This is a genomic window from Amycolatopsis balhimycina FH 1894 (genome assembly GCF_000384295.1).
GTDB lineage: Bacteria > Actinomycetota > Actinomycetes > Mycobacteriales > Pseudonocardiaceae > Amycolatopsis > Amycolatopsis balhimycina.
Window position 1 is genome coordinate 2,106,821 of record NZ_KB913037.1, and the last position, 24,418, is coordinate 2,131,238.

The following is a 24,418-nucleotide window of genomic DNA, read 5'->3' on the forward strand; positions in this document are numbered from 1 at the left end:
GGCGGCACCACTTGTACCCGTCAGGCCGGCGGCCGGGTCCGGTTCATCGGTAGCCGGCGGCGGCGATGCTCGCCTGGACCGCGTTTTCGGTCGCATCCGACGGGTAGCCCGAGACGATGGCACCCTCGTAGAACGTGCCCGCGCTATCGTTGATATTGCCTACTTCGGGTGAGCAGCAGTCGCCGCCACTGCCCAAGACGATGGCGCCTTGCTTCTTCATCGGGCTGTATACGTTGGGCTCGTCGGGAAGCGCGCCGTCCCATAGGGTGTTCAGGCTTCCGGCCTGGGCATTGCTGCCCTTGATCGCGAATCGCGACGTCCCGTTGTTCTTGAGTGTCGCCGTGACGAACTTGCTGGGGAACGCCTGCTGGTTCGGGTTCCACGTGCTGCTGCCACCGGGGAACAGGCCCCATTCGAGGTCGGCCTGCACCCAGGGTCCGGTTCCGGAGCAGCCGCCGAACCAGCAGCTCGTCCCGAAGTAGATGGCGTCCATGGCACCTGGCCCGTCGGCCTTGCGGGTGGTTTCGCTGTTGCCGTAGTCGAAGCAGCAGCCGCTGTTGACGTGCGTACCGCTGGTGACCATGTACATGCCCTCGGGTTCGCTGCCTGTCGGGACACCCGTCAGGTGGCCGTCGCGCCAGTAGCTGGTCCCGGGGTTGATGTACAGCGAGTAGGCCTTGCTGCCACCGACCGTCAGCGATTCTGTGGTCGCTGCGGCAGGGCGGCTCTGTGGTGAGCCTGGGACCACGCTGGAACCCTGGTACCACAGGTCGTTGCCACGCCCGGACTGATCGAACAGGACCGTGATGACACACGTGGTGTTTGCGCAGAAAGAGTCCTGGGCCGCCGCGTCGGCGACGCCGCCAGGGGTCAGTACGCCGATGTTGCGGGTTGTGTTGTCTGAGCGTCTGACCTGATACAGGTCTCCGTTGTAGGCGCTGTAGAGGGCGCGCGTTGTGCTGTGCGCCGCCACGCAGGGCGTACCACCTGCGCCGTAGATGTCACACGGGCCGGAGCCCCCGTCGACGCGGACGAGTTGCCACTGCTGGTTGCTGCCGCCCCAGTCGCTGTACTGCACGACGTTGCCGCCGTCGTTGGTCGCCGCGTTCTGGACCTCGACCGCCTTGTTGCTGTTGCGGTTGATCAGCCGGACGTAGCCGCTGTCGGAGTCGGCCAACCGGAACTGCTGGTTGGCGCCACCGTGGTCGGTCCACTGGTGGATGGCAGCACCGTCGGCTGTCGACCAGCTGGACACGTCGATCACCTTGCCCGAGTGCCGCGCCTTGATCCGGTAGTAGCCGCCGCCGGAATCCACGAACTGGAACTGCTGGTTGTCGGCGTTGGTGCGGCTCCACTGGACGACGTCGGCGCCGTCGGCGGTGGAAAAGTTGTAGACGTCGAGGGCCTTGCCACTGTTGCGGTTCACCAGCACATACCAGGCAGCGGTGTCCACAGTGGCGGCCAACGCCGACGTGGGGACCCCCATGAGCAGCCCGCCCGCAATCACGACAGCTACCGCAGCAGCCAACCCCGACCGCCACCGACGACGCCACCTCGCGGTCCGCGCAAACCCAACCGGCATAGAGCATCTTCCCTTTCATCAACGGCACCGTCGACAAGCGGAATGTTAGCGTTAACATTTTCGAGGACGATCCGGGCAGAAAATTTGAGGGGTATAGGTGTCAGGTAGCCAACGGCGGTGTGACTGAACGCACCATTGGACTCTGAACGATGACATCGGCCGCGTCAAGATGTAACGGGAAGGTTTTCGCAGGAAATCGTCGATGAGACGCTGGGGCTCGCCGAGGCGGCGGCCGTCAAACTAAGTGGTCGGTTTCGGAAGTTCTTCGTGGGTGGTCATGCTGCGTGTGGGAGTTCGGTGGGGATGTCTTGGCGTTCGTGGTCGCTGATCCTGGTCAGCAGGTCGCGAAGGTCCCGGCGGGTGAACTTCCACCGGAAGGGTTTGGCGGTCGCGTTGTAGCGCTGCTCGAACTCGGCGAGTCGTTGCTTGACCTCGTCCAGGTTCGTGAAGTCGTTGGGAGACACGACCTTGCGTTGCACCACCGAGAAGAAGATCTCCACCTGATTTAGCCAGGATGCGTGGATGGGGGTGTGCACCATGACCGCGTTGGGGAACCGTGCGGTCAGCCGATCGATCGCGGCCTGGCCGCGGTGGGAGGACCCGTTGTCGACCACCCAGAACACCCGCTTCGCCGAGGCATACGGCTCGACGGTCATGACCTGCTCGACCAGCGCCATGAACGGCACGATCCCGGTCGAGGGCGCGCACCGCCCGAACACCCGCGCCTGGTGCACGTCGTAGGCGGCCAGATACGCCACCGCGCCACCCCGCTCGTACTCGTGGTTGACCCGCATCATCCGCGCCCGCCCCGGCGCCAGGGTGGGATGGCAGCGGCAGCGGGCCTGGATCGAGGTCTTCTCATCACTGGAGATCACGAACTCATCCGGCCCCAGCCTCCGGCCGTCCAGCGGCGTTCGTAGAGGTCCAGCACCCGCCCGGCCTTCGCCGTGAAGTCCGGATCACGCGGAAACAGCCAGGACCGGTACTGCCAGGGTTTGATCGCCTCCCGAGCCAGCCACCGCCACACCGTCGAGACCGACATCGCCTCCGCGATGCCCTGACCCACCGCCTCCCGGGCCAGTTCCGGACACGACCACCGCGACAACGCCACCCCCACACGGGCCGGCAACTGACACGCCAGTGCCTTGACCTGAGCGACCTGCACCGGCGTGAACCGCGACGGCCGCCCCGACCGGGGAAGATCCACCAGCCCCGCCAACCCCAGTTCCGCGAACCGGCCACGCCAGGTCCGGACCGTGTCCACGCTGACCCCCACCGCTGCTGCGATCGCCGTGTTGGACCACCGGCGGGCGGCCAGCAGCACGATCTGCGCCCTAACCTTGTCCCGATACGGCGTCTTCTGCCCCCGGGAACGACGGGTCAGCACCCGCCGTATCGCGCCGGTCACCGTCACTGGACAGGCCTGGACCACGGGCATCGCAACACGGCTCGTTTCAAGATCGAGGAGTCAAGACGGGCGCCCAGGATGGCGGTGGGGCACGATGTCGGTCATGGCCACCCCACCGGAGTCCACGAAGATCTCTGTCGGGCAACGGTTGCGTGCCCACGCCGCGACCCACTGGCCCCAGGCCGGTGAGCTGCAGTTCCGCTACCGGGGCGCGTTCGTCTACGTCGAGGCGCACCTGCCCGACGGGACAGTGCAACCCCTGATCCGGCTCCGCTACGGCGGCTCAGCCCGGCACTGGGGCTTCGGGCTCTACCTGGCCAGCAGCAACCGCTACGAAAACCAGACCCTGCCCTCCGGATTCCCCAGCGGCAGCCCCGAAGAAGCCCTCGACTGCGCCTGCCGCCTCTACCTCGACAACCCCTACTGACCGGAGGGCGTCACGACCCCCGAAGAACTTCCGAAACCAACCACTAAGTCCTGAAACACGGCATCACGCTGGAACCCGAACTGCCACTCACGACCGAGTCAGGTGAGCAGCTCGAGGATCGTCGCGTTGGCCGTGCCGCCGCCTTCGCACATCGCCTGGAGGCCGTAGCGCAGATTCTCGCCGCGCATCCGGGCCAGCAGGCACGTCATCAGGATCGCGCCCGAGCCGCCCAGCGGGTGGCCGACCGCGATCGCGCCGCCCAGCGGGTTGAGCCGGTCCGGGTCCGCGCCGGTCTCCTCGAGCCAGGCCAGCGGTACCGGCGCGAGCGCCTCGTTCACCTCGAACACGCCGATGTCCGCAATGGACAGCCCGGCCTTGCGCAGGACCTTCTCCGTGGCCGGGATCGGGCCGAGCAGCATGGTGATCGGGTCCGCGCCGGAGACCGCCCCGCCGTGGTAGCGCGCGATCGGCGTGAGGCCGAGTTCGGCGGCCCGCTCGGAAGTCGTGATGAGCAGCGCGGCCGCGCCGTCGGAGATCTGGGACGCATTGCCCGCGTGGATGACGCCGCCGGGCTTGAACGACGGCTTCAGCCGCGCGAGGGTCTCCACCGACGTGCCACGGCGTAGCCCCTCGTCCGTGGTGAAGTCTGTGCCATCGACCTCGACCGGCACGACGTGGTCGTCGAACACGCCCGCGTCGATCGCCGCGGCGGCCTTCGCGTGTGAACCGGCGGCGATCTCGTCGACCCGCTCGCGGGTGAACCCCCAGCGCTCGGCGATCAGCTCCGCCCCGACGCCCTGGTTGAACTCGAAGTTGTCGTAGCGGGCCAGCACCGCGGGGCCGTACGGCTGCCCCGTGGTCCGGCGCGAGCCGAGCGGCACCCGGCTCATCGTCTCCACGCCGCCGGCGACCACGAGATCGTACTGCCCCGCCATGGCCGCGTGCGCGGCCGAATCCACCGCCTGCTGGCTGGAGCCGCAGGCACGGTTGATCGTCACGCCCGGCACGTGCTCGGGCCAGCCCGCGGCGAGCACGGCGAACCGGCCGATGTTGCTCGACTGGTCGCCGATCTGCGTCACGCAGCCCCAGAGCACGTCGTCCACAGTTCCGGGATCGATGCCGGTGCGCTTCACCAGTGCGGTGAGCACGTGCGCCGACGGGTCGGCCGCGTGCACCCCGGACAGGGTGCCGTCGCGCTTGCCGATGTATAACTCGTACGCCTCCTCGTTCCTCTCGGCTGTCGGCATCGAGAACGTCGCCGGAGTGCTCACCATCGGCCAGGTGTCGGAGGTCGTCTTCATCGTCACGATCCCGTTCGTGCTGGCCAAGATCGGCATGAAGTACGCGCTGCTGGCCGGTATGGCGATGTGAGGCATCCGATTCGCCCTCTTCGCCGTCGCCACCGGCGGCCAGGCCTGGCCGGCCATCGTCGGCATCGCACTGCACGGCATCTCGAACGACTTCTTCCTCATCCTCGGCGCCATGTACCTCGACCGAGCCGCGCCCAAGGAACTCCAGGTTCAGGCACAGAGCGTCTTCGTGTTCATCTCCTCCGGAGCCGGCATCTTCCTCGGTTCGCTGCTCGGCGGCGAGATCTACAACAACACAGTGGTCAGCCACCCCGATGCGGGCGCCGGCAGCTGGACGATTCTCTGGCTGGTGCCCATCGGAGTCGCCGTCGTCACCACGATCATCTGGACCATCTTCTTCCGCCAGCCCGGTCCCGAGAGCAACGAATCCGACACCGGGCAGCAGCATGACGAGCAACGCCCCGCGCAGAAGCCGACGAATCCGGTGCGGGACGGCGGAGCCGCGAGTGTCGGCCACGGATAAGCAGTGCCCGGCCACTGCTCCGACGGGCCGGTCGACAGCAAGGTCGTGCTGGTGCATGGCGTGCTCGGCGGAGTCGGCTCGATCGCCGCACAACTCGCCGGCTGGGCTGGGGCGACCGTCCTCGGCACCGTCCGGCGTAGCGAAGACCTGAAGCGAATCGACGGTGCCGCAGTGGCCCACGCCGTCGCTCTCGACCAGGACGACCCAGCGTCGGCAATCCGGAAGTTCGCGCCACGCGGCGTCGACCGGATCATCGAGGTCGCCCTGTCCGACAACGCCGACCTGGACACCGCGGTGGTCGCCAGCGACGCGATCATCGCCGCCTACGGCACGAGTGCTGACCGGACAGAGTTTCCCTTCTGGCCTCTGCTGTTCGCAAACGTCACCCTGCGGTTGTGCGGAAGCGACGACTTCCCCGCCGACGTCAAGAGACAGGCCGCGCGGGATCTCACCGCAGCAGCCGCCGTCGGCGCCCTCGCGGTGACCGCTACCCGCTCGATGGCATCGCCAACGCTCACGACCGCGTCGACGCCGGAGGTCACGGTCGCGTGCTGATAGTGGTTTCACACTGACCCGACGAATGGAGAGTCGAACGATACAACCGGTCAACCACGATGGATACTGCAGCTGGCTCCTGAGTGGCGTCGAGAGCGGGCTCGTGGTATCGCCGTGGGGGGCGGGCCGGGCACCACAGTGTTGGTGATGGCGCCGAGCCCGTCGACGGTCATCGTGATGACGTCACCGGGCTGCAGAGGCGGTGGATCCTGCCTGCCGCGACGACCCCAGAGCTCGGCGAGGCAACCGGAGCCGCAGGTGCCTGACCCGAGGACGTCGCCGGGTCGCACCCAGGTGCCGCGAGAGGCGTAGGCCAGCATTTCCTCGAAGGTCCAGGCCATGTTGGCGAGGGTGTCCTGGCCGATCTGCCCGCCGTTGCGTGTCACGGTCATGCTCAGGTCCAGGAAGCCGTCGGCGTTGCGGCGGTCCTCGAGCTCGTCGGTGGTGACCAGCCAGGGGCCGAGGGTGGTGGCGCTGTCCTTTCCCTTGGCGGGACCCAGCTTGACCCGCATCTCGCGGGCTTGCAGATCGCGGGCGGACCAGTCGTTGAGGATGGTGTACCCGATGATGTGGTCGCGGGCCTGGTCCGGGGTGAGGTCGTGGCCCGCGCGGCCGACGACGGCGGCGACCTCGAGTTCGAAGTCGAAGGCCTGGCAGCCGGGTGGGATCGGCACGTCGTCGTGTGCGCCGAGCAGCGCGTGGGGATTGGTGAAGTAGAACGCCGGTGCCTGGTACCACTCCGGGGCCACCTCGTCGCCGAAGCCGCCGGCGATGCCTTCGACGTGTTCCTCGAAGGTGATGAAGTCGCGGATCGCCATCGGCTGCAAGGGGGGTAGCAGGCGCACCGAGTCCAGCGGGATCGGACGTTCGTGCCGGGCGCCTGCTTCCGGGAGCCTGTCCTGCTCGATCAGGTCGAGCACGGTGACGCCGTCAGGCAGCGGGTGCAGCTCATCGCCCACCACTACGGCCGCCCTGGGCGTGCCGTTCTGGGAGAAAGTGGCCAGTCGCATCAGCGTGTCTCCACGGTTTGTCCTTTTCGGATGAAGACCGCGGCCACGATCGCGGCGAACACGCATGCGGCGGCGGAGACCTGGAACCCGATGCCGTAGCCGTGTTCCAGCGCCTGCCTGGCGATCGGACCGACCACAGTGGACGCCTGGCCGAGCGGCGCGGTGGCCACTGCCAGTGGCCCGCCCGCCGCGAACACCGCGTCGACGGCGTGCTGCGCGGCGTCCGGCAGCGGCAGCGTGGCCAGTTCGGGGGCGAGCATGCTCGCCGACTGGCTGAGCGCGATGCTGCCGATCAGGGCCGGCCCGAGGGTTTGGCCGAGGTCGCGCACCACGCTGGTCGTTCCGCTGGCCATCCCGGCCAGCTCGATCGGCACGACGTTGACCGCCGCCGCGGTGATGGCCGAGACCAGCAGTCCGAAACCGAACCCGAGCAACAGCAGGGCGGGCAGCATCGCGAGCAGGGTCGAGGAGGCCACCGGCAGCGCGTCCAGCCACACCCAACCGGCGGCGATCGCGAGCAGGCCGGCGACCAGCATGATCCGTGGGCCGACCCGGCGCAGCAGCCGCACCAGCAGCGGCCAGACGAACGGGGTGACGCCCTGGATCACCAGGAATGGCACGGCCGCCTGCAGCGGCGTCTGGTGGGCGATGACGCCGAGCCGGATGCTCAGCGCATAGGCGCCACCGAGGAAGCCGAACATCCCGACCACGGCGACCACCGCCGCCCCCGCGAACGCCGGTATGCGGAACAGGTCCAGCCTGAGCATCGGTCGCTCGGTACGGTTCTCGACGACGATGAACGCGGCCAGTAGCGCGGCGGCCAGCACGAACGCCGTGACCACAACCGTCGAGCCCCAGCCGCGTCCCGGCCCCTCGATCACGCCGAACAGCAGCGCCAGCAGCGCTCCGGCGATGGTGATCTGGCCGGGCCAGTCCAGCGATCGGCCCTCGGGCGCGCTCGAGTCGGTTGTCAGCAGCACGGTGAGCAGCGCGCTGGCCGCGGCGAGCACCGCGACCGCGCCGAACGCCCAGTAGAACGAGCCGAACTCGACGGCGCCACCGGCCAGCGGCGGCGCGACCAGCGCGCCGCCGGACAGCGCGGTGGTCCACGCCGCCAGCCCCTTCGCGCGATCAGCGGGCCGGGGCGTGGACGCGATGATGATCGCCAACGAGGACGGGAACAGCGCCGCGGCACCGATCCCGCAGAGCGCTTGCCCGGTCCACAACTGCTGGACCGGGCCGCCCGCCGCCGAGACGAGGTAGCCGGCCAGCATCAGCAGCGATCCGATGACCAGCATTTTCTTGCGGCCATAGCGGTCGCCGAACACGCCGAAGGTGAGGCTGAACATCGCGATCGGCACCAGGAACGCGTCGCTGACCCAGGTCAGCTGCGAGCCGGACAGATGCAGTGTCTGCTGGATGACGCCGTTGACGGCGGCAGGCAGCACGAGTCCGGTCTGTGCCAGGAACACGGCGACGCAGCCGGCGATCAGGGTACCGGCGGACAGGCGGCTGGGGGTTTTCTCCACGACATCGGGGATCACAGCAGGTCCTCCAGGAATTCGCCCAGACACGCGAACACGGCGGGGCCGTCGAGCGCCGGGGTCTCGGGATCGAGCTCGCGGTAGACCGCGTGCACGTTGACGATCAGGCGTTCCCGCTCCGGTAGGGCGGCGTAGCCGCCGAGGTCGATGTCGTGCGCCGCCTCGGTGAAGGTCATGCCTTTCGCGTGCCGCAGTGCGGCCTCCTCCTGCACGAACCGCAGGTAGGCCGACTGCGCGCGCACGGCCGCGGTCGTGGTGACCGGGCCGTGGCCGGGAACGATCGTGGTCGCGCCGAGCGCGGCGATCAGGTCGCACGCCCGCAGCCAGTTGGCGATCGGGCCGTGCCACACGATCGGGGTGCCACCGGCGAACACGATGTCCCCGGTGTAGACGACGCCGGCGGCGGGCACGTGAACGATCGTGTCACCCGCCGTGTGCGCCGGCCCCACGTCGGTCAACTGCACTTCGACTCCACCGACGCGCAGGTTCAGCTCCCGCTCGAACGTGGTCCCGGGAAGGGCGGGGGTCACCTCGCCGAAGTGGAAGGCACCGAAGATCCGGCGAGCGACGACACCGGCCGAGCCGGGATGGGCAAGCAGGGCACGCACCTCCGCGGGCCCGACCGCCCGCATGTCCTCGACGGTCGCCGCCGATGCGATGAGCCGGCTGCCGGCCAGCAGCTGGTTGCCGAACCAATGGTCCCCGTTGCCGTGCGTGTTGACCACGGTGGTGATCGGCGCGTCGGCGGTCACCGGCGCCAGCCCGGCCAGCATGCGGCCGGTCAGGCGCAGGTCGAACAGGGTGTCCACCAGCAGCGACTCGCCGCGACCCGAGACCAGCCCGGCATTGCTCAAACCCCAGCCACCATCCGGCTGCAGCCACGCATGGCAGCCGCCGGCCAGGTCGGCGTGTCCGGCGGTGAAGGTGGGAGCCATGGCGATCCGTTCCTAGACTCAAGTGCAACTTTGGACTTGGATATAAGAGTGGATCCGAGGATGGTCGCGTGTCAAGGGACGTGTTTACTGGGGGGCATGCCAGCGACACCTACCCGGCGGGAGCGCAAGCGCAAGAACGTCGGCGACCAGCTCTACGAGGCCGCGCTCGCGCTGTTCGTGGACAAGGGCTTCGATGCCACGACGATGGACGAGATCGCCGAACGCGCCGACGTCGCCCGCGCAACGGTGTTCAACCACTATCCGCAGAAGGCGGCCTTCCTCGAGGAATGGGGTCGACGGCGCCGGGCCCGGGTCGCCGAGATCCTCGTCGGCGACCACGTCCAGGACCTGCCCGGCCCCGAGCAGCTCCGGCACTACCTGCGCGAGATGGCCGAGCTGAACACCGGCGCCCGCCGCGAGACCGCCGCCCTGATGGACGCGTCCCTGCGCTTCGGCAGTCCCCTTCGCGGCCCGGCACTCGAAGTCGAGCTGACCGACGTGATCCGGCGCGGCCAGGACCGCGGCGAACTGTGTCCCGACGCCGACCCGGCCCTCGCCGGCCAGGTCCTCGCCGCCGGCTACTTCGCCACCGTCCTGCGCTGGGCCGGCGACGAGCACCCGTTCGACCTCACCCGGCGACTTGAAGGCCTGGCCAACCTCGTGCTGGGGGGACTGCTCCCACGCGGCACGATCTGAGGTCCCACACATCTGGGACACTTCAGCTGACGATCTCAGGGAGAGTCGACGCCGTCACATGCCGTCTTCTCGATCCGGGGTGCCCGGTATGCATCAACGTAAAGTCCGCAGGGGGATGATCTTGCCGCGCGCCGGCCGGCCGACCACGGCGCCGGAAGAGGATCGCTGCCTTGGCGGGAGGATTACGACCTTGGTGTCGGCAGTTTCATGTCCACTTCGTGGGACTTCGTCACAGCCCTTTGCGAGATTGAATCTGAGCTACAGCGGATCGCTGGCGAGGCTCTTTGTGAATTGTCGCTACAGCCTGTCGACTTTCAGGCCATGAGCGGCCAACGGGTTTGTTACAGGAAGCCGGTTATTACCGTGGTCGGACCGTTTCGCGTGACGCTTGCCCATCCGGAGTGACCCGGGCGACCAGCTGCCCGCGGCCGAAGCCGCAGGACCCCGAGCCGCAGGACCCCGAGCGGTGGGGCAGGCTCAGCTGCTCACACGCGGACCACGATCTTTCCCCGTGTGTGTCCGCGTTCGGCGTATGCGTGCGCTTCCGCGATCTGTTCGAGCGGGTACGTCCGCTCGATGCGCGGGGTGTAGCGGCCCTGTCGGCCGAGTTCGCCCGCTTCGGCGAGGAGCGTGGAGTCGTTCCGCACGTTGGCCAGGTGCACGCCCAGGCGATGCGCGTTGGCGTAGTCGGCGATCGTCGACACGCGGGCGGGGTCGCCCACGATCGCGACGAGATCGGCCAGGGAACCGGAGGCCGCGGTGTCGAGCGCGATGTCGACTCCGCCCGGAGCCAGGGTGGCGAGGCGCTGCGCGAGGCCGGTGCCGTAGGTGGTGGGAACGGCTCCGAGCGAGACGAGGAACGCGTGGTTGCGCTCACTGGCCGTCCCGATCACGGAGGCGACCTGAGCCACCGCTATCTCGACGGCGGCACTGCCCACGCCTCCGGCGGCGCCCTCGATGAGAAGAGTGCGGCCCCGCAGGGGACCGAGGGCCTTCAACCCGCCCATCGCGGTCACGGATGCCAGAGCGGCGCCGGCGGCCTCCTCGTCGGTCCACGTGGCGGGCGCGTGGGCCCAGGCCGAGAGCACGGCCAACTCCGCCGTCGCGCCGGTGAGGCCGCCCAGCCCGAAGACACGGTCACCGATGCTCACCCCCTGCACACCCTCACCCATCTGGTCAACGACACCGACGGCCTCACGCCCAGGAATCGCGGGCAGGTCGACGGGGAGCACCTCGCGCCCGGCACCGGAACGCAACTTCCAGTCGATGGGATTGACGCCGGCCGCTGCGACACGGATACGGATCTCGCCAGGCCCGGGACGGGGCTCCGGCACCTGCTCGACCACGAGGGTCTCCACACCGCCGTACTCGCGATAGCGGACTGCGCGCATGAGGTTCTGCCTTTCCCACGCGGCCTGAAAGGGCCGTTCGTGAGATCAGTAGGTGAAGCGGGTGTGCGTCAGATGGGGGTGCCGGGGCGCCGGAACCATCTGACCGACCTCACCGTCGTCACCTACCCGGACGCCCGCCACGAGATCCTCAACGAAACCACCCGCGCCGAAATCACCACCGCCATGCTCGACCGGCTCCGCACCCACCACCACCTGATCCCGGGCCCGTCCCAGTCCTGCGGGACTACGCCGGGTTCTCCGCGACGGCGAGGTAGTCCGTGTAGATCTGCGGCGAGCCCGAGAACGAAGCCAGCTGCTTCCACTCCTCGTACATCTGCTTGGTGTCACGGTGGGCAGCCGCGAACTCCGCAGCCTCGCCGGTGGCGATGTCGGGCTCGGGGTAGAAGACGTCCAACGCCTCCAAGCTCGCGATCTCCATCATCATCACGTACTGGTCGAGGCGGTTGCCCCGCTCGCCCTTGAGCACGTGGAACCGCCAGTCCGGGTAGTCGTCGATCCGGTGGTGGTTCTCGGCGATGAAGCGGTCGAACACCTCCTCGGTCACACCGGCGCGCAACGCCAGGTTGTGGATCCCGACGACCCGGGCGACGGGCTCCTCCCCCGGGCGGTCGCGGTAGCGGGGGCCGGGCGTGACCGTGCTCCGCGGATTGTCGGCCAGCAGCCGGTAGTCGGTGAACAACGTCGGCAGCTCACCGAACGTGCCCAGCCGCCGCCACCGCGCCAGCACCGCCTCCGCCTCCGGGTGCCGCGCCCAGAACAGCCGGGCCAGCTCGGTCTGCTCACCCCGGGCCGTGACGTAGCGATCACGCTGCTCGGCGCTCTCGATCTCGTACAACATCAGGTACTGCCCGGTCCGCTCTCCACGCAACCCGCGCAGCAGAGTCCACCGCCACGCCGGGTACAAGGGCAGGTGAACGCCTTCACCACGCACGAAGGTCTCGAACTCCTCCGGCGTAACACCAGCCTCCGTGTCGATGGCGATGTACTGGAAGGTGAACACCGACAAGCGTCCCATCACGCGTCCAATCCTCGGGTCGCGCGTCCGACAAGCACGACTCCCCTGCACCACATCCTGCCCGCTCCAGAGCAACGGGGCCCGCGAGCCCTCTGCTGGACGCGATCCGACGGGTCCCACCGTCTGTGAAAATCAACCAGCGTCAGCGCTACCAGAAACAACGTGGCGCGGTTCACCGTCACGCGCCGCCCGTTGCCGGCACGCGCAGCGGGATCACGGGCTCATCGAGAGGCGATTCGCCGGCGGTCACCGTCTCGACGTCCTCGTCCCGCTGGGCCCAGATCCGGGCGATGTCCGCGGCCAAGCGCAGGGTCAGCGTGGACTTGCCTTGTCCGGGTCCGCCGGTCACGAGCAGGTGTTCGCTCCCATCGAGCGCCTCGCGCACCGCCAGGGACGGCGCCCGCATCGCCCTTCGTCGCGCCAGGGGCCCAGGCCGGGTGTCCCCGCCCGGCCTGGGTTCGGTGAGCCGATCGTGGTCGCCCCCCTCGGTGGGTGCCGGCCACGCCGAGGTGCTCCTCCTGACCGGCTGCGGCTCTTCCGGTTCGCTGCCGAGTTCCTGCCGGACGTAGACAGTCGCCAGTGACGGCTGCCGGGCGCCGGGCAGCCGGTACGGGAACTCCTCGCCCACCTGCACCTGCGCCCGGACCAGGGACAACACCTCGGCCGGCAGGACCGGACGCCGATCCCAGCCGACCGGCGTGCCTGCCCGCCGCCGGAACCGTTCGAGTTTCCGGCGTTGCTCCGCGGCATCCCGCGCGTCCTGCCAGAGTCGCAGTGTGCGTTCGCGCTCCATGCCCAGCGCTTCGATCAGCAGCGCGACTGTCTCGCGTGAAGGCAGATACCAGCCGCCGCACACTTCCGAAACCTTGCCGCGGGAGAGGTTGATCCGGCGCCCCAGCCAGTCCTGGCTGACCTTCGCCGTCGCGCGGGCCCGGGACACCTCGACAGCGAACAACCGCTCCTGGTCCGACGGGACGTTCGGTCCGCCGTTCGAGTCAGTCACGCACTCCTCCCGGACGTGTCCCCCGGATGTCGCCGGTGTTGTCCCACTCGTTACGGGACACCCCCGGAAGCCCTCACGCTCGACCGCATGCAACCAGAAAAGCGTCCGCCCGTCGTCTTCGTGTCCTACGCGCATGACACCGATATTCACGTGCGGCACGTTGTGCGGCTCGCGGGTCACCTCCGTCGCTCCGGTATCGACGTCCGGCTCGACCAGTGGGCCGATCGGGGACGGATCGATTGGTCGTTGTGGGTGGACCGGAACCTGCCCGCCGCCGACTACGTCCTGGTCATCGCCTCACTGGAGTACCTCCGCCGGGCATCCGAGGAGCTGACGGACGACGAGGGCTGTGGTTCGCAGTACGAGGCCGCCATGTTGCGTGATCTGCTCACGGGCCGGCGGGCACACTGGCACTCCCGCATCCTGCCCGTCCTGCTGCCCGGGCATGGGATCGACGAGATCCCACGGTTCCTGCAGCCCCACGCGGCAACCAGGTACCCGGTTTCGTTCAAGCCGGGCGGTACCGATGAACTCTTGCGAGTGATCACCGGTCACCCGCGCATGGTTCCCCCTCCGTTGGGGCGGCCTTGGTCGCCGTACGCGCAGTGTGAGCGGCTTCGACCGTAACCCGCACTTCCGGGGCTGTCGCCCGCAAGCGGACTGCACCGTCCGAGAGGCCTCCGCGGGCCGGGCAGGTCACAGATGATGCGAATGAGCTCTCCCACTCGGTGGCCACCGCAGCCCGGCCGCCGATTCATTCCACGCCCAGGTGCCGAAGAACGTCTCGAGCGAACCGGGAAACCCCGTATTCGTTCTTCGAACCCCAATCCGTCTCCCAGAACGAACCGTAGACCAGCACAAGCGCTCGCTTGGCCCGGATGAGCCCGACGTAGAACGAACGCCGGTCCTGCGCCAGTCGGTCCGGGTTCGGCTCGGGGTGCACACTCAACCGCCCGACCACTGACGACCGGGCACATCCAGGTGCCCCTGAGACGGCCAGCCATGCGTCACAGAGTATGACTATCGTCGCCGTTATCTGAGGCCTCCGCGAGGACCCCGCCCGCTACTTCCGGCTACGCATCAGGCGATGGTCAACGCGACGCGCCCCCATGGAAGACGCCGGCTGCGTTGCTGGAACGCCTTACCCGCTTCCCGGCGCGAGACGCTCGACTTCCCGTGCTCGGCGACGATCGGCGACCAATTCCGCGACAGGTCGTATGGGTGAGGACATCCGTTACTCCCGTTGGTTGCGGCGGATCTACTTGCAGGCTGCAGTCTGGCCAGCCCCATAGGCGGCCTGGGCCTTCGTGAAGCCGTCACCCGCCGACGATGACAGCTGCTGCTTCAACCCCGAGCAAGAGAACGACGTGAAGCTCAAGTAGTTCTCCGCCGACTTGACCGCCTGCGCGTTCCAGTCCACCGACAGGCTGTCGACGGCCTGGGTCGCCACATCCTTCGGGAACCCGTCGCCGGCCGACGAGGACAGCTGCCGGATCAGGCCGTTGCGCGAGAACGCGGTGAAGCTCAGGTAGTTCTGGGCGGAGGCGCGGGCCTGCTCGACCTGCGGCGGGAACTTGGGTGCTTCGCTCGTGGTGGGTGCCGGCGGCTCGACCGGAGCAGTGGCCGCGGCCGAAGCGGCGGCGTCGTTCAGGTTGGGGCTGGTGGTCTGAATGTGGTCGGGCGCGGCGACCGAGCTGGTCAGGGCAGCGGCGGGCATCCCGTTGGCGGCGTCGTTGACCGCCTTGCCGAAGGCCGCGGTCCAGAGCACGCAGATGACCAGCCCAATCGCCGACAGCACGACGGCGGTGATGGCCAGCCCCTTGTTGCTCGCCTGGCCCCGGTTGGCGCGCAGCGTCCCGACGATGCCGAAGATCAGCCCGAGGATCGTCAGCGGCCACGCGACGATGCCGATGATCGGGATGAACGCGAAGATCAGGCCGATCAGGCCGAGCACGAACCCGGCCGTGCCGAGGCCGTTCTTGGGCTGGTTCGCCACCGGCATCGGCACCGACGGCGGCATGGGGGCGTAAGACACGGGGCTGCCTCTTTCAGTCCAGCGGCGACGCAACGGAACGCGTCACGCTCTGTGGCATTCGTCGACATCCGCATCCCGCGCGTAACAGTGCCCGAAAGCCGCTTCCGGTCACGAAAAGGACTCAGCCGACGATGTTCACGATCATTTCCGCTGGTGACCGCAGTGAGCGACTGACTCACCACCGTTACCTAGGGTAATAAACTTGAAACTTCAAGTTCACTCGTTCGGAGCAAGTGGAGACGTGGGACGACGTCGTCCCGAGCTGAGTTACGACATGAGTGCTCACTGTCACTGGCTGGCGGCGAGTCTGTGAGACGACGACCCACCCTCACCTCCGGAGCTGCGGAAAACGCGTGCGTCGGGAGCGCCGCGGACTAGATGCAAGGCCGTGAAGTTAGCCTGCGTCTTTCATGCGATGTGATGTAGATCAGGGTCTGAAAATGGAGGGAGTGCCTGTCCTGTAAGGGAAACTTGGGCTTGCGACGGTCCAAGATTCACCAGGCAGGAAGGCACTCCCTTGGTGCAGAGTAGCAAGGCGTCATCGGTGCGGGTCAGCGCGGACGGTGAGGGGCTGGTGTCGCGGGCGGGGGTGGCGTTGCTGCGGGAGCTGACGATCAGCACGGGCCTGGGAACCGGCTGGTCGGAGGCACTTCTGGACACCTATGACGGGACGCCGGTCCACCTGCCCGGCCGCGTCCTGGCCGACCTGGCGGTGATGATCGCTGACGGTGGTGACGCGCTGGCGCACCTGGCGACACTGCGGGACCAGGACAAACTCTTCGGCGCGGTGGCCAGCGACGCCACCGCGTGGCGGGTGCTGGACCGGGTCGACGACGAGCACCTGGTCCGCCTGCAGACGGTCCGCACGTCAGCCCGGGAACAGGCCTGGGCCGCCGGAGCAGGTCCCGACCTGGCGGCTGGGTTGACGATCGACATCGACGCGACGATCAGCATCGCGCACAGCGAGAAAGAGAACGCGGCGAAAACATGGAAGAAGACCTTCGGGTTCCATCCGCTGCTGGCCTACCTCGACCGGCCGGATATCTCCGGCGGGGAAGCACTCGCCGGGATCCTGCGACCCGGCAAAGCCGGGTCCAACACTGCCGCCGACCACGTCAAGGTCCTCACGATGGCACTGGCCGCGCTCCCCGCCTGCGCCCGGCCCGACCCCGATGATCCCGACGCGCCGCGGGTGCAGGTCCGGACCGACGCCGCCGGCGCGACCCACGCCTTCGCCGCGGCGGTGCGAGCGGCGGGATGCGGGTTCTCGATGGGGTTCCCGATCAGCACCGAGGTCCAGGCCGCGGTCCTCGCCGTCCCTGACCATGCGTGGGTCCCGGCCTACGACATCGATGGCGGGCCCCGGGAGGGGGCGTGGGTCGCGGAGATCACCGGCATGCTCGAGTTGACGAAGTGGCCGGACGGTTCGCGGGTGTTCCTGCGCCGGGAACGCCCCCATCCTGGTGCGCAGTTGCGGTTCACCGACGCCGACGGGCACCGGTTCACCGCGTTCATCACCGACACCGCAGGCGGGCAACTCGCCGACCTCGAAGTCCACCACCGCTGCCACGCCCGGGTCGAAGATCGGATCCGTTGCGGCAAAACCACCGGGCTACGGAACTTTCCCTGCCGCGGCTACCCGGAGAACAAAGCCTGGCTGGAACTCGCCCTCACCGCCGCCGACCTGCTCACCTGGACCCAGGCGTTGTGTTTCACCGGTGACCTCACCCGAGCCGAACCGGCGACCTTCCGCTACCGCATCTGCGCCATCGCCGCCAAACTGACCCGCACCGCGCGGGTCACCACCCTGCACCTGGACCAGGACTGGCCCTGGGCACAGCACCTCGCCACCGCCTTCACCCGGCTCCGCGCAGCTCGCTGGCCCGGCTGAAACCCTGCTCCTGCCCCTACAACCAAGGACCTCGGACCCGCCCGCCGACGCGACAGCCGGCCCACAACCCTGCCCCCACCACGGTTTCCAGCCAAAACCCCGGCTACGACACGAACCCCCACCGAACGCCACAGCCCCATGCAAGATCGAGGCTAACTCGGTGTCCACTACCCGGGGTGAACCTCAGGCTTCGCCACATTGTCCTCCCGATGACCGGCGGCCCCATGAGCAGTTGCATTCATTTAGAGTGTTGTTAAGCGAGGCGGGGATGGCGGTAGCTGGCCACATCGTCGGCTCTTCCTCCCGTAGATCGGTGACGGCGGGAAGCATGGACTGGTCGGCTTGACCGACCATGCACATCTGCGGGTACAGCAGAGGCCCGCCATCCGGTAGCGCCGGGTCGCGGCGGGCGCACGGTGGAGGAGAACATACCTCGTCGGCCATCGCGGTCGCGGTCGCGGTCGGTGACGACGACGATGCGGGAGGCGGAGGCCCCCAGCCTTCACGAGCGCTCAGTATGTTTCCCCCAATCTGCTCTCTGTGTCGCCAATTCACGTCGAAACCACGCCTTCAGAACGGTGCCGCAAGCGTCACCCGACAGTCCGAACGAGTGAACTGTTACCGCAAACGTCATGCTGGACGTCACGGTTGACGATTGTGCAGGCGTACCAGGGCGGAAGGGCGGCGATGAGCGGGTGTACGAGAAGCGCCTATCACGGCTACGGGCGGAGTGGCCGGCGAAAAGTGTTCTCGCGCAGGTGTCCGAAGCCGCCCTCGAAAGCTGGTTGCAAGCTGGGGGGTTTCGAACTTTCCGCGGCGGTGAAACTCTAATCCACGAGGGACAAGCCGATACCTCGGTGTTCCTCCTGCTCTCCGGTTGTGTGAAGGTCATCGCTGCTTCCGGGGAGAAGACCCTGCTGGCCGTCCGGATCGGCGGTGACCTCGTCGGCGAAATTGCCGCCCTCGACGCGGGACCTCGTTCAGCGACGGTCGTCGTGAGCCGGCGCTCGTCAATCACGGCGTGCCAACTCGACCGTGCGGACTTCCTCACCGTGCTCGACCGGGACGGCGTCGCCGCGCGCATCGTGACGGCATCGGTCACCGCTAAGCTGAGGACGGCGACCCGGCGCCGCCGGACAGTCGGTGTCGCCCCACTCGCGCGGCTGGCCCGGCTGATCGTGGATCTGTCCGGTGACTACGGGCGAAATATCGCCCCGACGGCCTGGATGATCGCCCTGGACCTGACCCAGCAGGAAATGGGGCAGCTGATCGGCAGCAGCGAAGCGACGGTGTATCGCGCGATGCGCGTCCTCCGGGAACACGGGCTCGTCGAAGTCAGTGGGCGACGGCTCATCGTCAAAAATCTTGACGGCCTAACGGCCATCACGCGCGGAGACGGGGTCGCCGTCACCTGACGGCCGATAGCACGGATAACGGACGGGTCGAGGAAGCTACCGCATCCGCGGATCAAGGAGACCATCGTTGCCTGACAGTACCGCCCCCGGCCCCGTCCATCGGGTCCATACTTCCTGCGACGTCGAGAAGTACAGCACATTTCTTCACGAAGACCAGCACTTCGTCCAGTCACAGCTCAACACGGTCCTCGCCCGCGCGGCCAGGGCTGCCCGCGTCGACCGGGAGAACGCCATCCTGCAGCCCGCCGGAGACGGCGATCTGACGCGATGGCCCGAGACCGTGACCTCCCCGGACGTTCTGGCCGACTACGTCCCGGCCGTGTACCGGGAACTACTGAACCTGAACCGGAACCTGGCAGCCGACCGGCAGATTCGGCTACGGCTGGCGATCACAGCAGGTATCTCCGAGGAAGGTGACTACGGGCTGGTCGGGGCAGCTCCGGTGCACGCTGCACGGTTGGTCAACTCGCGCGTCGGCCGTAACGAGCTGGCCAATGCACAGGGACACCCCATGGTCGTGATCGTCGACGACCCCGTATACCAGGACGTCGTTCGGCGTGGCGTTCGCCATCTCGACGCTCGTGCGTACCGCCGCGCGATCGTGACCGACGCCGAAAAGCCGTCGTACGAGCGGGTCGCCTGGATCATGGTTCCTGGCCGTTCGATGCCCGCCCCTGAGCCGCCGTCGACCTGGTCAAAACAGGTCAGGACAGCGATCGTCGCGACCGGCGCCGCGGTCGCCGCGTTGGTCATCGCGATGGTAATCTCGACCGCCGGGAATTCGGTCAATTCGGCCGGATGGCCAAGCTCGACACAACCGCAACCGCCGACTCATTCTCCATCTTGGCCTTTGACAACAACGCCTCGCTTAGGCAGTGGCCGTATCTCGAGGCCGGTCGAAAGCGCGCTCGTGAGCAAATGCGTACGGGTCGAGGGAGTTGGACATCCTACCTCGGGGTACGAATTCAGGATCGCCGCTTCCACGATCGACGGAAGAATCTGGGTCACGCGGCAGACCAAAGCGGCCAGGGCTACGGGTTACGACTGGTATGCATGGGCGTTATACGTCGGCGCCGATGAAGACTTCGGCGCCGAGTTTTATATTCGTGTTTACGAGGTTCCCGAGAGGAAACTTGCTCACTATGACGAGAAATCGTTCAGGGAGACGGCACATAGCCAGGCCACGCTCGACAACGACGGCTTACGCTTGGTCCATTCGGTGCACGTCAAGCGGCGCGACGTGGCGGACAACTCGTGCTCGAGCCAGGACGATGGTGTGACGATTCCATGACTGCTACCGGCCGACAAGTGTGACACCCGCCCGTCGCCTCACCGGGCAAAGAGGGCGGTCGGTGATCGGATGACAGCTTCGAGGCCATATCGGTCTAATCGACGACGCCTGGACGCTGTTCGAGACCCATCGCCTCCGGCACGTCGACGTGCTCGACGACGTCGCCTTCCTCGCGATGGACCTCGAACGGCTCGGCGCACCGGAACCGGCCGAGCAGCTCATCACCGCCTACCGCGAGTTCTCGGGCGACCCCGCTCCCCCGGCGCTGTTGCACCACTACCTCGCCTACCGCGCCTTCGTCCGGGCCAAAGTCGCATGCCTGCGCTTCGCGCAAGGCGACACCGCGGCCGCGGAACTGGCCCGTGACTACACCGGCATCGCGCTGCGCCACCTGCGGCTCGGCCGCGTCCGGCTGATCCTCGTCGGCGGCGCCCCGGGCACCGGCAAGTCCACGGTCGCCGGGGGGCTCGCGGACTGGCTCGACGGCACCCTCCTGCAGTCCGATCGGCTGCGCAAGGAGCTCGCGGGGCTGACGCCCGCCCCGCGGGCCCCCGAGGATTACCGGCAGGGTCTCTACGACAGCCACCACACCGACACGACCTACGCCGAGCTGGCTCGGCGCGCGGAGGTCCTGCTGTCGCTCGGGGAAACCGTCGTGCTGGACGCGTCCTGGTCGGCCACCCGGCACCGCAGGCTCGCCGCGAACGCCGCCGAGCGGGCGAGCAGCCCGGTCATCGCCGTGCGGTGCGAGGTGCCGGAGACTGTTGCGGCGCAGCGGATCACCGCCCGGACGCCCGAACTCTCCGACGCCACTCCCCAGATCGCGCACCGGATGGCCGCCGACGCCGACCCGTGGCCGGAGGCGCACCCCCTCCTCACGACCGGGACGCCGCGGGAGTCGATCCTGCGGGCGGTGGCGTCCCTGCTGCCCGAGCACCGAAAGTCCCCGGCCCAGAGGCATTCCGGCCCTCCCGCGGGCCTGCCGGGCGGTGCCAGGGTCATACCGGCAGAACACCCCGAACCCGAGGCAGGCCGATGATGGAGCGAGGATTCCCGGACGACTACACCGTCAAGACCGCGGTGGCCATGGCGGTCCGCGCGCCGTCCGTGCACAACTCCCAGCCATGGAACTGGCGGATCGGACACAGTTCCCTGCACCTCTACGCCGACCCGGACCGGCAGCTGCGCGAAACCGACCCGGACGGCCGGGACCTGATCCTCAGCTGCGGCGCAGCCTTGCACCACCTCCGGATCGCTTTCGCCGCACTCGGCTGGGCCGCCGAGGTCCACCGGCTGCCGAACCCGGACGAGCCCGACCACCTCGCGGCGATCACGCTGCAGCAGCACGAGCCGTCACAGGACGAGGTCGCGATGGCCGCCGCGATCCCCCGGCGCCGCACGGACCGGCGCCGGCACAGCTCGTGGAACGTGCCGCGCGGACACGTCGAAGCCATGGCCAAGGCGGCGGCGCTGGAAGGCACCGTGCTGCAGGTCGCCGAGAACTCGGCGCGCTACCACCTGGCAACCGCCGTCGAAGAGGCTTCGCGGCGGCACGAAACAGACCCGGCCTACCGCACGGAACTGGCGGCCTGGAGCGGACGCCACATCTCGCCCGACGGCGTCCCGGCCCGCAACACCCCGGCACCGGACGACACCCCGGGTGCCTTGCGGACCCGGCCGTTCACCGACCCGCTGCTGACCCAGCCGCCCGACGCCAAGGCCGAGGACGACGAGACCGTGCTGCTGGTGCTGAGCACCGCCTCCGACGACCGGATGTCGCGGCTGCGCGCGGGCGAGGCGACCAGCGCTGCCCTGCTGACCGCCACCGCGTTCGGTCTGTCTGCGTGCCCGCTCACCGAGCCGCTCGAACTCCCCGAGGTCCGCGACACCGTCACCGAACGGGTCACCGGCGGGTCGTTCCCGCAGATGGTCCTGCGAATCGGCTGGGCGCCCGCCAACGCCGACCCTTTGACCGCGACGCCGCGCCGCGCCCTCGCCGACGTCCTGCAGCCGCTCGAAGCTCCCCCGAAGCACTTCCAAGCGCACTAGAAAGGAGCCGGTCATGCCGTACTGGTACCACTCCGGAAACATGGGCTGGTTCGGCGGCGTCGGCATGTTCGTGCTGATGGCGCTCGTGCTCGCCGCGCTGGTCGCCCTTGTCGTCGTCCTCGCGCGCCGGGCACCACAGCTGCCGGGGCAGAGTGACACCGCCCGGCGGATCCTCGACGAGCGGTTCGCCCGCGGCGAGATCGACCAGGAAGAATACGAACGCCGCCGCGACGCGCTGACGCGGGCGAAATGACCCTGCGTGCCAGGACGATCCTCGCGGTCCTGGTCTGCGGGTGGAGCCCTCGCCGGGTGCGGGAGCGACCAAGGTGCGACACCGGCGACCGCCACGCCGCCGGGCACCGCGACGTCGGCCGCTCCCACTCCGGGTACGACAACGGCTCCTCCGCGACCGACCGCATCGACGACGCTGCCGAAGGCCACGCCCTCCTGCGCGGCGAACTCGGGCTGGAGCACCGGACCGCGGGGCTCCCACCCGATGAGCCGGGACGCGCTGTACCTGGTCCGGGCCGGCCGCCACGGCTGCTTCGATCGCGTGGTCTTCGATGTCAACGGGCCGGCGGAAGCCGGGTACGCGGTCCACTACGTCGCGGTCGTCACGGCCGACCCGAAGGGCGATCCGCTGCCGGTACCGGGTGCCGCGGCCCTGGAGGTCGTCGTCCGGGCGCCCGCACTCGGCACCGACGACTCCGGGCACCAGCCCGGCCGGGTACTGGCCGCGATCGGGGACACCCTCGTCAGCACCCCGGATTGGCCCTCCCTGCGGGCCGTGCGCTTCGCCGGCTCGTTCGAAGGGCTCAGCACGTTCGCCGTCGGCATCCGCGCGCAGCTGCCGTTCCGCGTGTTCACCCAGCTCGGGCCCCAGGACCAGGTCCGGCGCGTGGTCGTCGGCATCGCCCACTGAGAGGACGTCATGGACCGGCTCAGCCCGCTCGACGCGGCCTTCCTCGAGATCGAGGACGAGGACCCCAGCTCGTCGCTGGCCATCGCCTCGGTCGCGATCGCCGAGGGGCCGGCCCCGGGCCAGGACGAGTTCATCGCCGCCGTGCTCGCGCGGCTGGCCGGGATCCCGCGCTCCCGGCAGAAAGTACGCACGGTGCCGTTCGACCTCGGTCCGCCGGCCTGGGTCGACGATCCGGCGTTCGACCCGCCCGCGCACTTCGGGCGGGTCGCGCTCCCGACGCCGCACGACGAGTCGGCGCTGAACGACCTGGTGGCCCTGCTGATGAGCGAGCGGCTCGAGCGCGACCGGCCGCTGTGGGAGTTCTGGGTGATCGAAGGACTGCCGGACGGGCGCTGGGCGATCCTGACGAAGGTGCACCACGCGCTCGCCGACGGCCTCGCCGCGACCCGGCTGCAGACCGTCCTCTTCGGCGACGCTCCGGCCGACACCCGTCCCGTCGCGGCGGCGGCCGATCCCGGTGCTGCCGGGCTAGTGCTGGAAGCCGTCGGCTCACTGCTGAGCAGTCCCTGGCACCAGGCGCGCCTCGTCGCGCGCGAGATGCTGCACCCGAACCGGCTCGCCCGCCGCGTCAACGACGCCGCACGCGGTCTCGCGGCGATGACGTCCGCGCTGCTTCCGGTGTCGCCCACCCCGCTCACCGGGCCGCTCGGGCGCGACCGGCGCTACTCGACCGCCTCGGTTCCGCTGGCCGACGTCCAAACCGTCGCCCGGACCTTCGGCGTCACGGTGAACGACGTCCTGCTGGCCGCCGTCACCGGCGGGTTCCGGGAACTGCTGCTGCAGCGCGGGGAGACGCCCGCCGCCGACAGCGTGCGGTCGCTGGTACCGGTGTCCGTGCGAACCGGAACCGCACTCGACAACGAGGTGTCCCTCCTGCTGCCCCTGCTACCGGTCGAGCTCGCCGACCCGGCCCAGCGCCTCGTCCGGGTGCACCGGCGGCTGGGCACGCTGAAGGCGGCCAAGGAAGCCGACGCCGGCGCACTGCTCACCGCGACCGCGGCGCACGAGCCGTTCGCCCCGGTCGCGTGGGCGATCCGGGCGGCCGCGCACCTGCCGCAGCGCAACATCGTCACGGTGACGACGAACGTGCGCGGCCCGGCCGAACCGATGTCCGCGCTCGGCCGCCGCATCGTCCGGATCCACCCGTACGTCCCTATCGCGCTTCGGGTGCGGATCGGCGTGGCGATGCTCAGCTACGCCGGCGAGGTGACGTTCGGGATCACGGCCGACGCGGACACGGTCCCGGACACCGATGTGCTCGCGAAGGCGATCGAGCGGGACTTCCCGGCGCTGCTCGCCGCGGCCCGCTGACCACCCGCCGGCCTCCTGGATTGA

The 24,418-nt window shown here is 68.8% G+C and carries 23 protein-coding genes and 1 pseudogene; 13 read left to right on the plus strand and 11 right to left on the minus strand.

Going from position 1 to position 24,418, the window contains the following annotated elements; all coding sequences use genetic code 11:
* Window positions 1-43: 43 nt before the first annotated feature.
* The 3 genes from A3CE_RS0108775 to A3CE_RS57935 all read right to left on the minus strand — a co-directional run bounded on the left by A3CE_RS0108775 (window position 44) and on the right by A3CE_RS57935 (window position 3,020).
* Window positions 44-1,582 carry an arabinofuranosidase catalytic domain-containing protein gene (locus tag A3CE_RS0108775; RefSeq protein WP_169523957.1) on the minus strand — a complete coding sequence of 513 codons (1,539 nt, stop codon included), beginning with the start codon at window positions 1,580-1,582 and terminating at the stop codon, window positions 44-46.
* 275 nt (window positions 1,583-1,857) lie between these two features.
* A complete protein-coding gene (locus A3CE_RS57930; RefSeq protein ID WP_211231828.1) occupies window positions 1,858-2,457 on the minus strand; it encodes a transposase in 600 nt (199 codons plus the stop codon).
* Entirely contained in the window at window positions 2,454-3,020 is a 567-nt protein-coding gene (locus A3CE_RS57935) for a helix-turn-helix domain-containing protein (protein ID WP_211231829.1), read from the minus strand. The genes A3CE_RS57930 and A3CE_RS57935 overlap by 4 nt, the downstream gene beginning before the upstream one ends.
* Before the next feature lie 73 nt (window positions 3,021-3,093).
* On the opposite strand from A3CE_RS57935, the gene A3CE_RS0108785 reads away from it, so the two are divergent.
* Window positions 3,094-3,417, plus strand: coding sequence for a hypothetical protein (locus tag A3CE_RS0108785; protein ID WP_043792022.1), 324 nt, complete (start codon window positions 3,094-3,096; stop codon window positions 3,415-3,417).
* A gap of 98 nt (window positions 3,418-3,515) precedes the next feature.
* Here A3CE_RS0108785 and A3CE_RS0108790 read toward each other — a convergent pair whose 3' ends face one another.
* Entirely contained in the window at window positions 3,516-4,664 is a 1,149-nt protein-coding gene (locus A3CE_RS0108790; protein ID WP_043790757.1) for a thiolase family protein, read from the minus strand.
* On the opposite strand from A3CE_RS0108790, the pseudogene A3CE_RS53370 reads away from it, so the two are divergent.
* Window positions 4,621-5,250: pseudogene (locus tag A3CE_RS53370) on the plus strand (MFS transporter). The gene A3CE_RS0108790 and the pseudogene A3CE_RS53370 sit on opposite strands and share 44 nt — an antisense overlap.
* Window positions 5,251-5,253: 3 nt before the next feature.
* The gene (locus A3CE_RS50560) at window positions 5,254-5,805 is read left to right on the plus strand and encodes a zinc-binding dehydrogenase (protein ID WP_211231830.1); all 552 of its coding nucleotides are present in this window, start codon (window positions 5,254-5,256) and stop codon (window positions 5,803-5,805) included.
* Window positions 5,806-5,855: 50 nt separating this feature from the next.
* On the opposite strand, the gene A3CE_RS0108810 is transcribed toward A3CE_RS50560, so the two are convergent.
* From A3CE_RS0108810 to A3CE_RS0108820, 3 genes are read right to left on the minus strand one after another with little or no spacing between them, the layout of a single operon-like run.
* A complete protein-coding gene (locus A3CE_RS0108810; RefSeq protein ID WP_020639713.1) occupies window positions 5,856-6,815 on the minus strand; it encodes a fumarylacetoacetate hydrolase family protein in 960 nt (319 codons plus the stop codon).
* Window positions 6,815-8,359: an MFS transporter gene (locus tag A3CE_RS0108815; RefSeq protein WP_020639714.1), complete on the minus strand. Its 1,545-nt coding sequence runs from the start codon at window positions 8,357-8,359 to the stop codon at window positions 6,815-6,817. The genes A3CE_RS0108810 and A3CE_RS0108815 overlap by 1 nt, the downstream gene beginning before the upstream one ends.
* Window positions 8,356-9,294 (minus strand): MBL fold metallo-hydrolase, encoded by a 939-nt coding sequence (locus A3CE_RS0108820; protein WP_020639715.1) that lies wholly within the window; start codon window positions 9,292-9,294, stop codon window positions 8,356-8,358. Before A3CE_RS0108820 ends, A3CE_RS0108815 begins: the two co-directional genes overlap by 4 nt.
* Window positions 9,295-9,390: 96 nt before the next feature.
* Here A3CE_RS0108820 and A3CE_RS0108825 point away from each other — a divergent pair, with 96 nt between their 5' ends.
* Window positions 9,391-9,990, plus strand: coding sequence for a TetR/AcrR family transcriptional regulator (locus tag A3CE_RS0108825; RefSeq protein ID WP_020639716.1), 600 nt, complete (start codon window positions 9,391-9,393; stop codon window positions 9,988-9,990).
* Between the two features lie 485 nt (window positions 9,991-10,475).
* On the opposite strand, the gene A3CE_RS0108830 is transcribed toward A3CE_RS0108825, so the two are convergent.
* The 3 genes from A3CE_RS0108830 to A3CE_RS0108845 all read right to left on the minus strand — a co-directional run bounded on the left by A3CE_RS0108830 (window position 10,476) and on the right by A3CE_RS0108845 (window position 13,420).
* Complete coding sequence (locus tag A3CE_RS0108830) at window positions 10,476-11,381, minus strand: NADP-dependent oxidoreductase (RefSeq protein WP_020639717.1); 906 nt, start codon at window positions 11,379-11,381, stop codon at window positions 10,476-10,478.
* 244 nt (window positions 11,382-11,625) lie between these two features.
* Window positions 11,626-12,417 (minus strand): hypothetical protein, encoded by a 792-nt coding sequence (locus tag A3CE_RS0108840; RefSeq protein ID WP_020639633.1) that lies wholly within the window; start codon window positions 12,415-12,417, stop codon window positions 11,626-11,628.
* A gap of 178 nt (window positions 12,418-12,595) precedes the next feature.
* A complete protein-coding gene (locus A3CE_RS0108845) occupies window positions 12,596-13,420 on the minus strand; it encodes a helix-turn-helix domain-containing protein (protein WP_020639719.1) in 825 nt (274 codons plus the stop codon).
* 87 nt (window positions 13,421-13,507) lie between these two features.
* Here A3CE_RS0108845 and A3CE_RS50565 point away from each other — a divergent pair, with 87 nt between their 5' ends.
* Window positions 13,508-14,047, plus strand: coding sequence for a toll/interleukin-1 receptor domain-containing protein (locus tag A3CE_RS50565; RefSeq protein WP_020639720.1), 540 nt, complete (start codon window positions 13,508-13,510; stop codon window positions 14,045-14,047).
* Window positions 14,048-14,678: 631 nt separating this feature from the next.
* Here A3CE_RS50565 and A3CE_RS57940 read toward each other — a convergent pair.
* On the minus strand, window positions 14,679-15,455 hold the full coding sequence (locus tag A3CE_RS57940; protein WP_203612708.1) for an Ltp family lipoprotein: 777 nt from the start codon (window positions 15,453-15,455) through the stop codon (window positions 14,679-14,681).
* A gap of 517 nt (window positions 15,456-15,972) precedes the next feature.
* Here A3CE_RS57940 and A3CE_RS0108870 point away from each other — a divergent pair.
* From A3CE_RS0108870 to A3CE_RS0108905, 8 genes are all read left to right on the plus strand, one after another.
* The gene (locus A3CE_RS0108870; protein ID WP_020639723.1) at window positions 15,973-17,346 is read left to right on the plus strand and encodes an IS1380 family transposase; all 1,374 of its coding nucleotides are present in this window, start codon (window positions 15,973-15,975) and stop codon (window positions 17,344-17,346) included.
* A 632-nt stretch (window positions 17,347-17,978) separates the two neighbouring features.
* Entirely contained in the window at window positions 17,979-18,761 is a 783-nt protein-coding gene (locus A3CE_RS50580; RefSeq protein WP_084641412.1) for a Crp/Fnr family transcriptional regulator, read from the plus strand.
* Between the two features lie 67 nt (window positions 18,762-18,828).
* Window positions 18,829-20,052, plus strand: coding sequence for a hypothetical protein (locus A3CE_RS0108880; protein WP_020639725.1), 1,224 nt, complete (start codon window positions 18,829-18,831; stop codon window positions 20,050-20,052).
* 148 nt (window positions 20,053-20,200) lie between these two features.
* A complete protein-coding gene (locus tag A3CE_RS50585; RefSeq protein ID WP_020639726.1) occupies window positions 20,201-21,091 on the plus strand; it encodes a bifunctional aminoglycoside phosphotransferase/ATP-binding protein in 891 nt (296 codons plus the stop codon).
* Window positions 21,091-22,101, plus strand: a complete 1,011-nt coding sequence (locus tag A3CE_RS0108890; RefSeq protein WP_020639727.1) for an Acg family FMN-binding oxidoreductase — start codon at window positions 21,091-21,093, stop codon at window positions 22,099-22,101. Before A3CE_RS50585 ends, A3CE_RS0108890 begins: the two co-directional genes overlap by 1 nt.
* Before the next feature lie 13 nt (window positions 22,102-22,114).
* Window positions 22,115-22,354, plus strand: a complete 240-nt coding sequence (locus A3CE_RS0108895; protein ID WP_020639728.1) for an SHOCT domain-containing protein — start codon at window positions 22,115-22,117, stop codon at window positions 22,352-22,354.
* Window positions 22,355-22,597: 243 nt separating this feature from the next.
* The gene (locus tag A3CE_RS50590; RefSeq protein ID WP_020639729.1) at window positions 22,598-23,023 is read left to right on the plus strand and encodes an AMIN-like domain-containing (lipo)protein; all 426 of its coding nucleotides are present in this window, start codon (window positions 22,598-22,600) and stop codon (window positions 23,021-23,023) included.
* A 9-nt stretch (window positions 23,024-23,032) separates the two neighbouring features.
* A complete protein-coding gene (locus A3CE_RS0108905; RefSeq protein ID WP_020639730.1) occupies window positions 23,033-24,394 on the plus strand; it encodes a wax ester/triacylglycerol synthase family O-acyltransferase in 1,362 nt (453 codons plus the stop codon).
* Window positions 24,395-24,418: the final 24 nt, after the last annotated feature.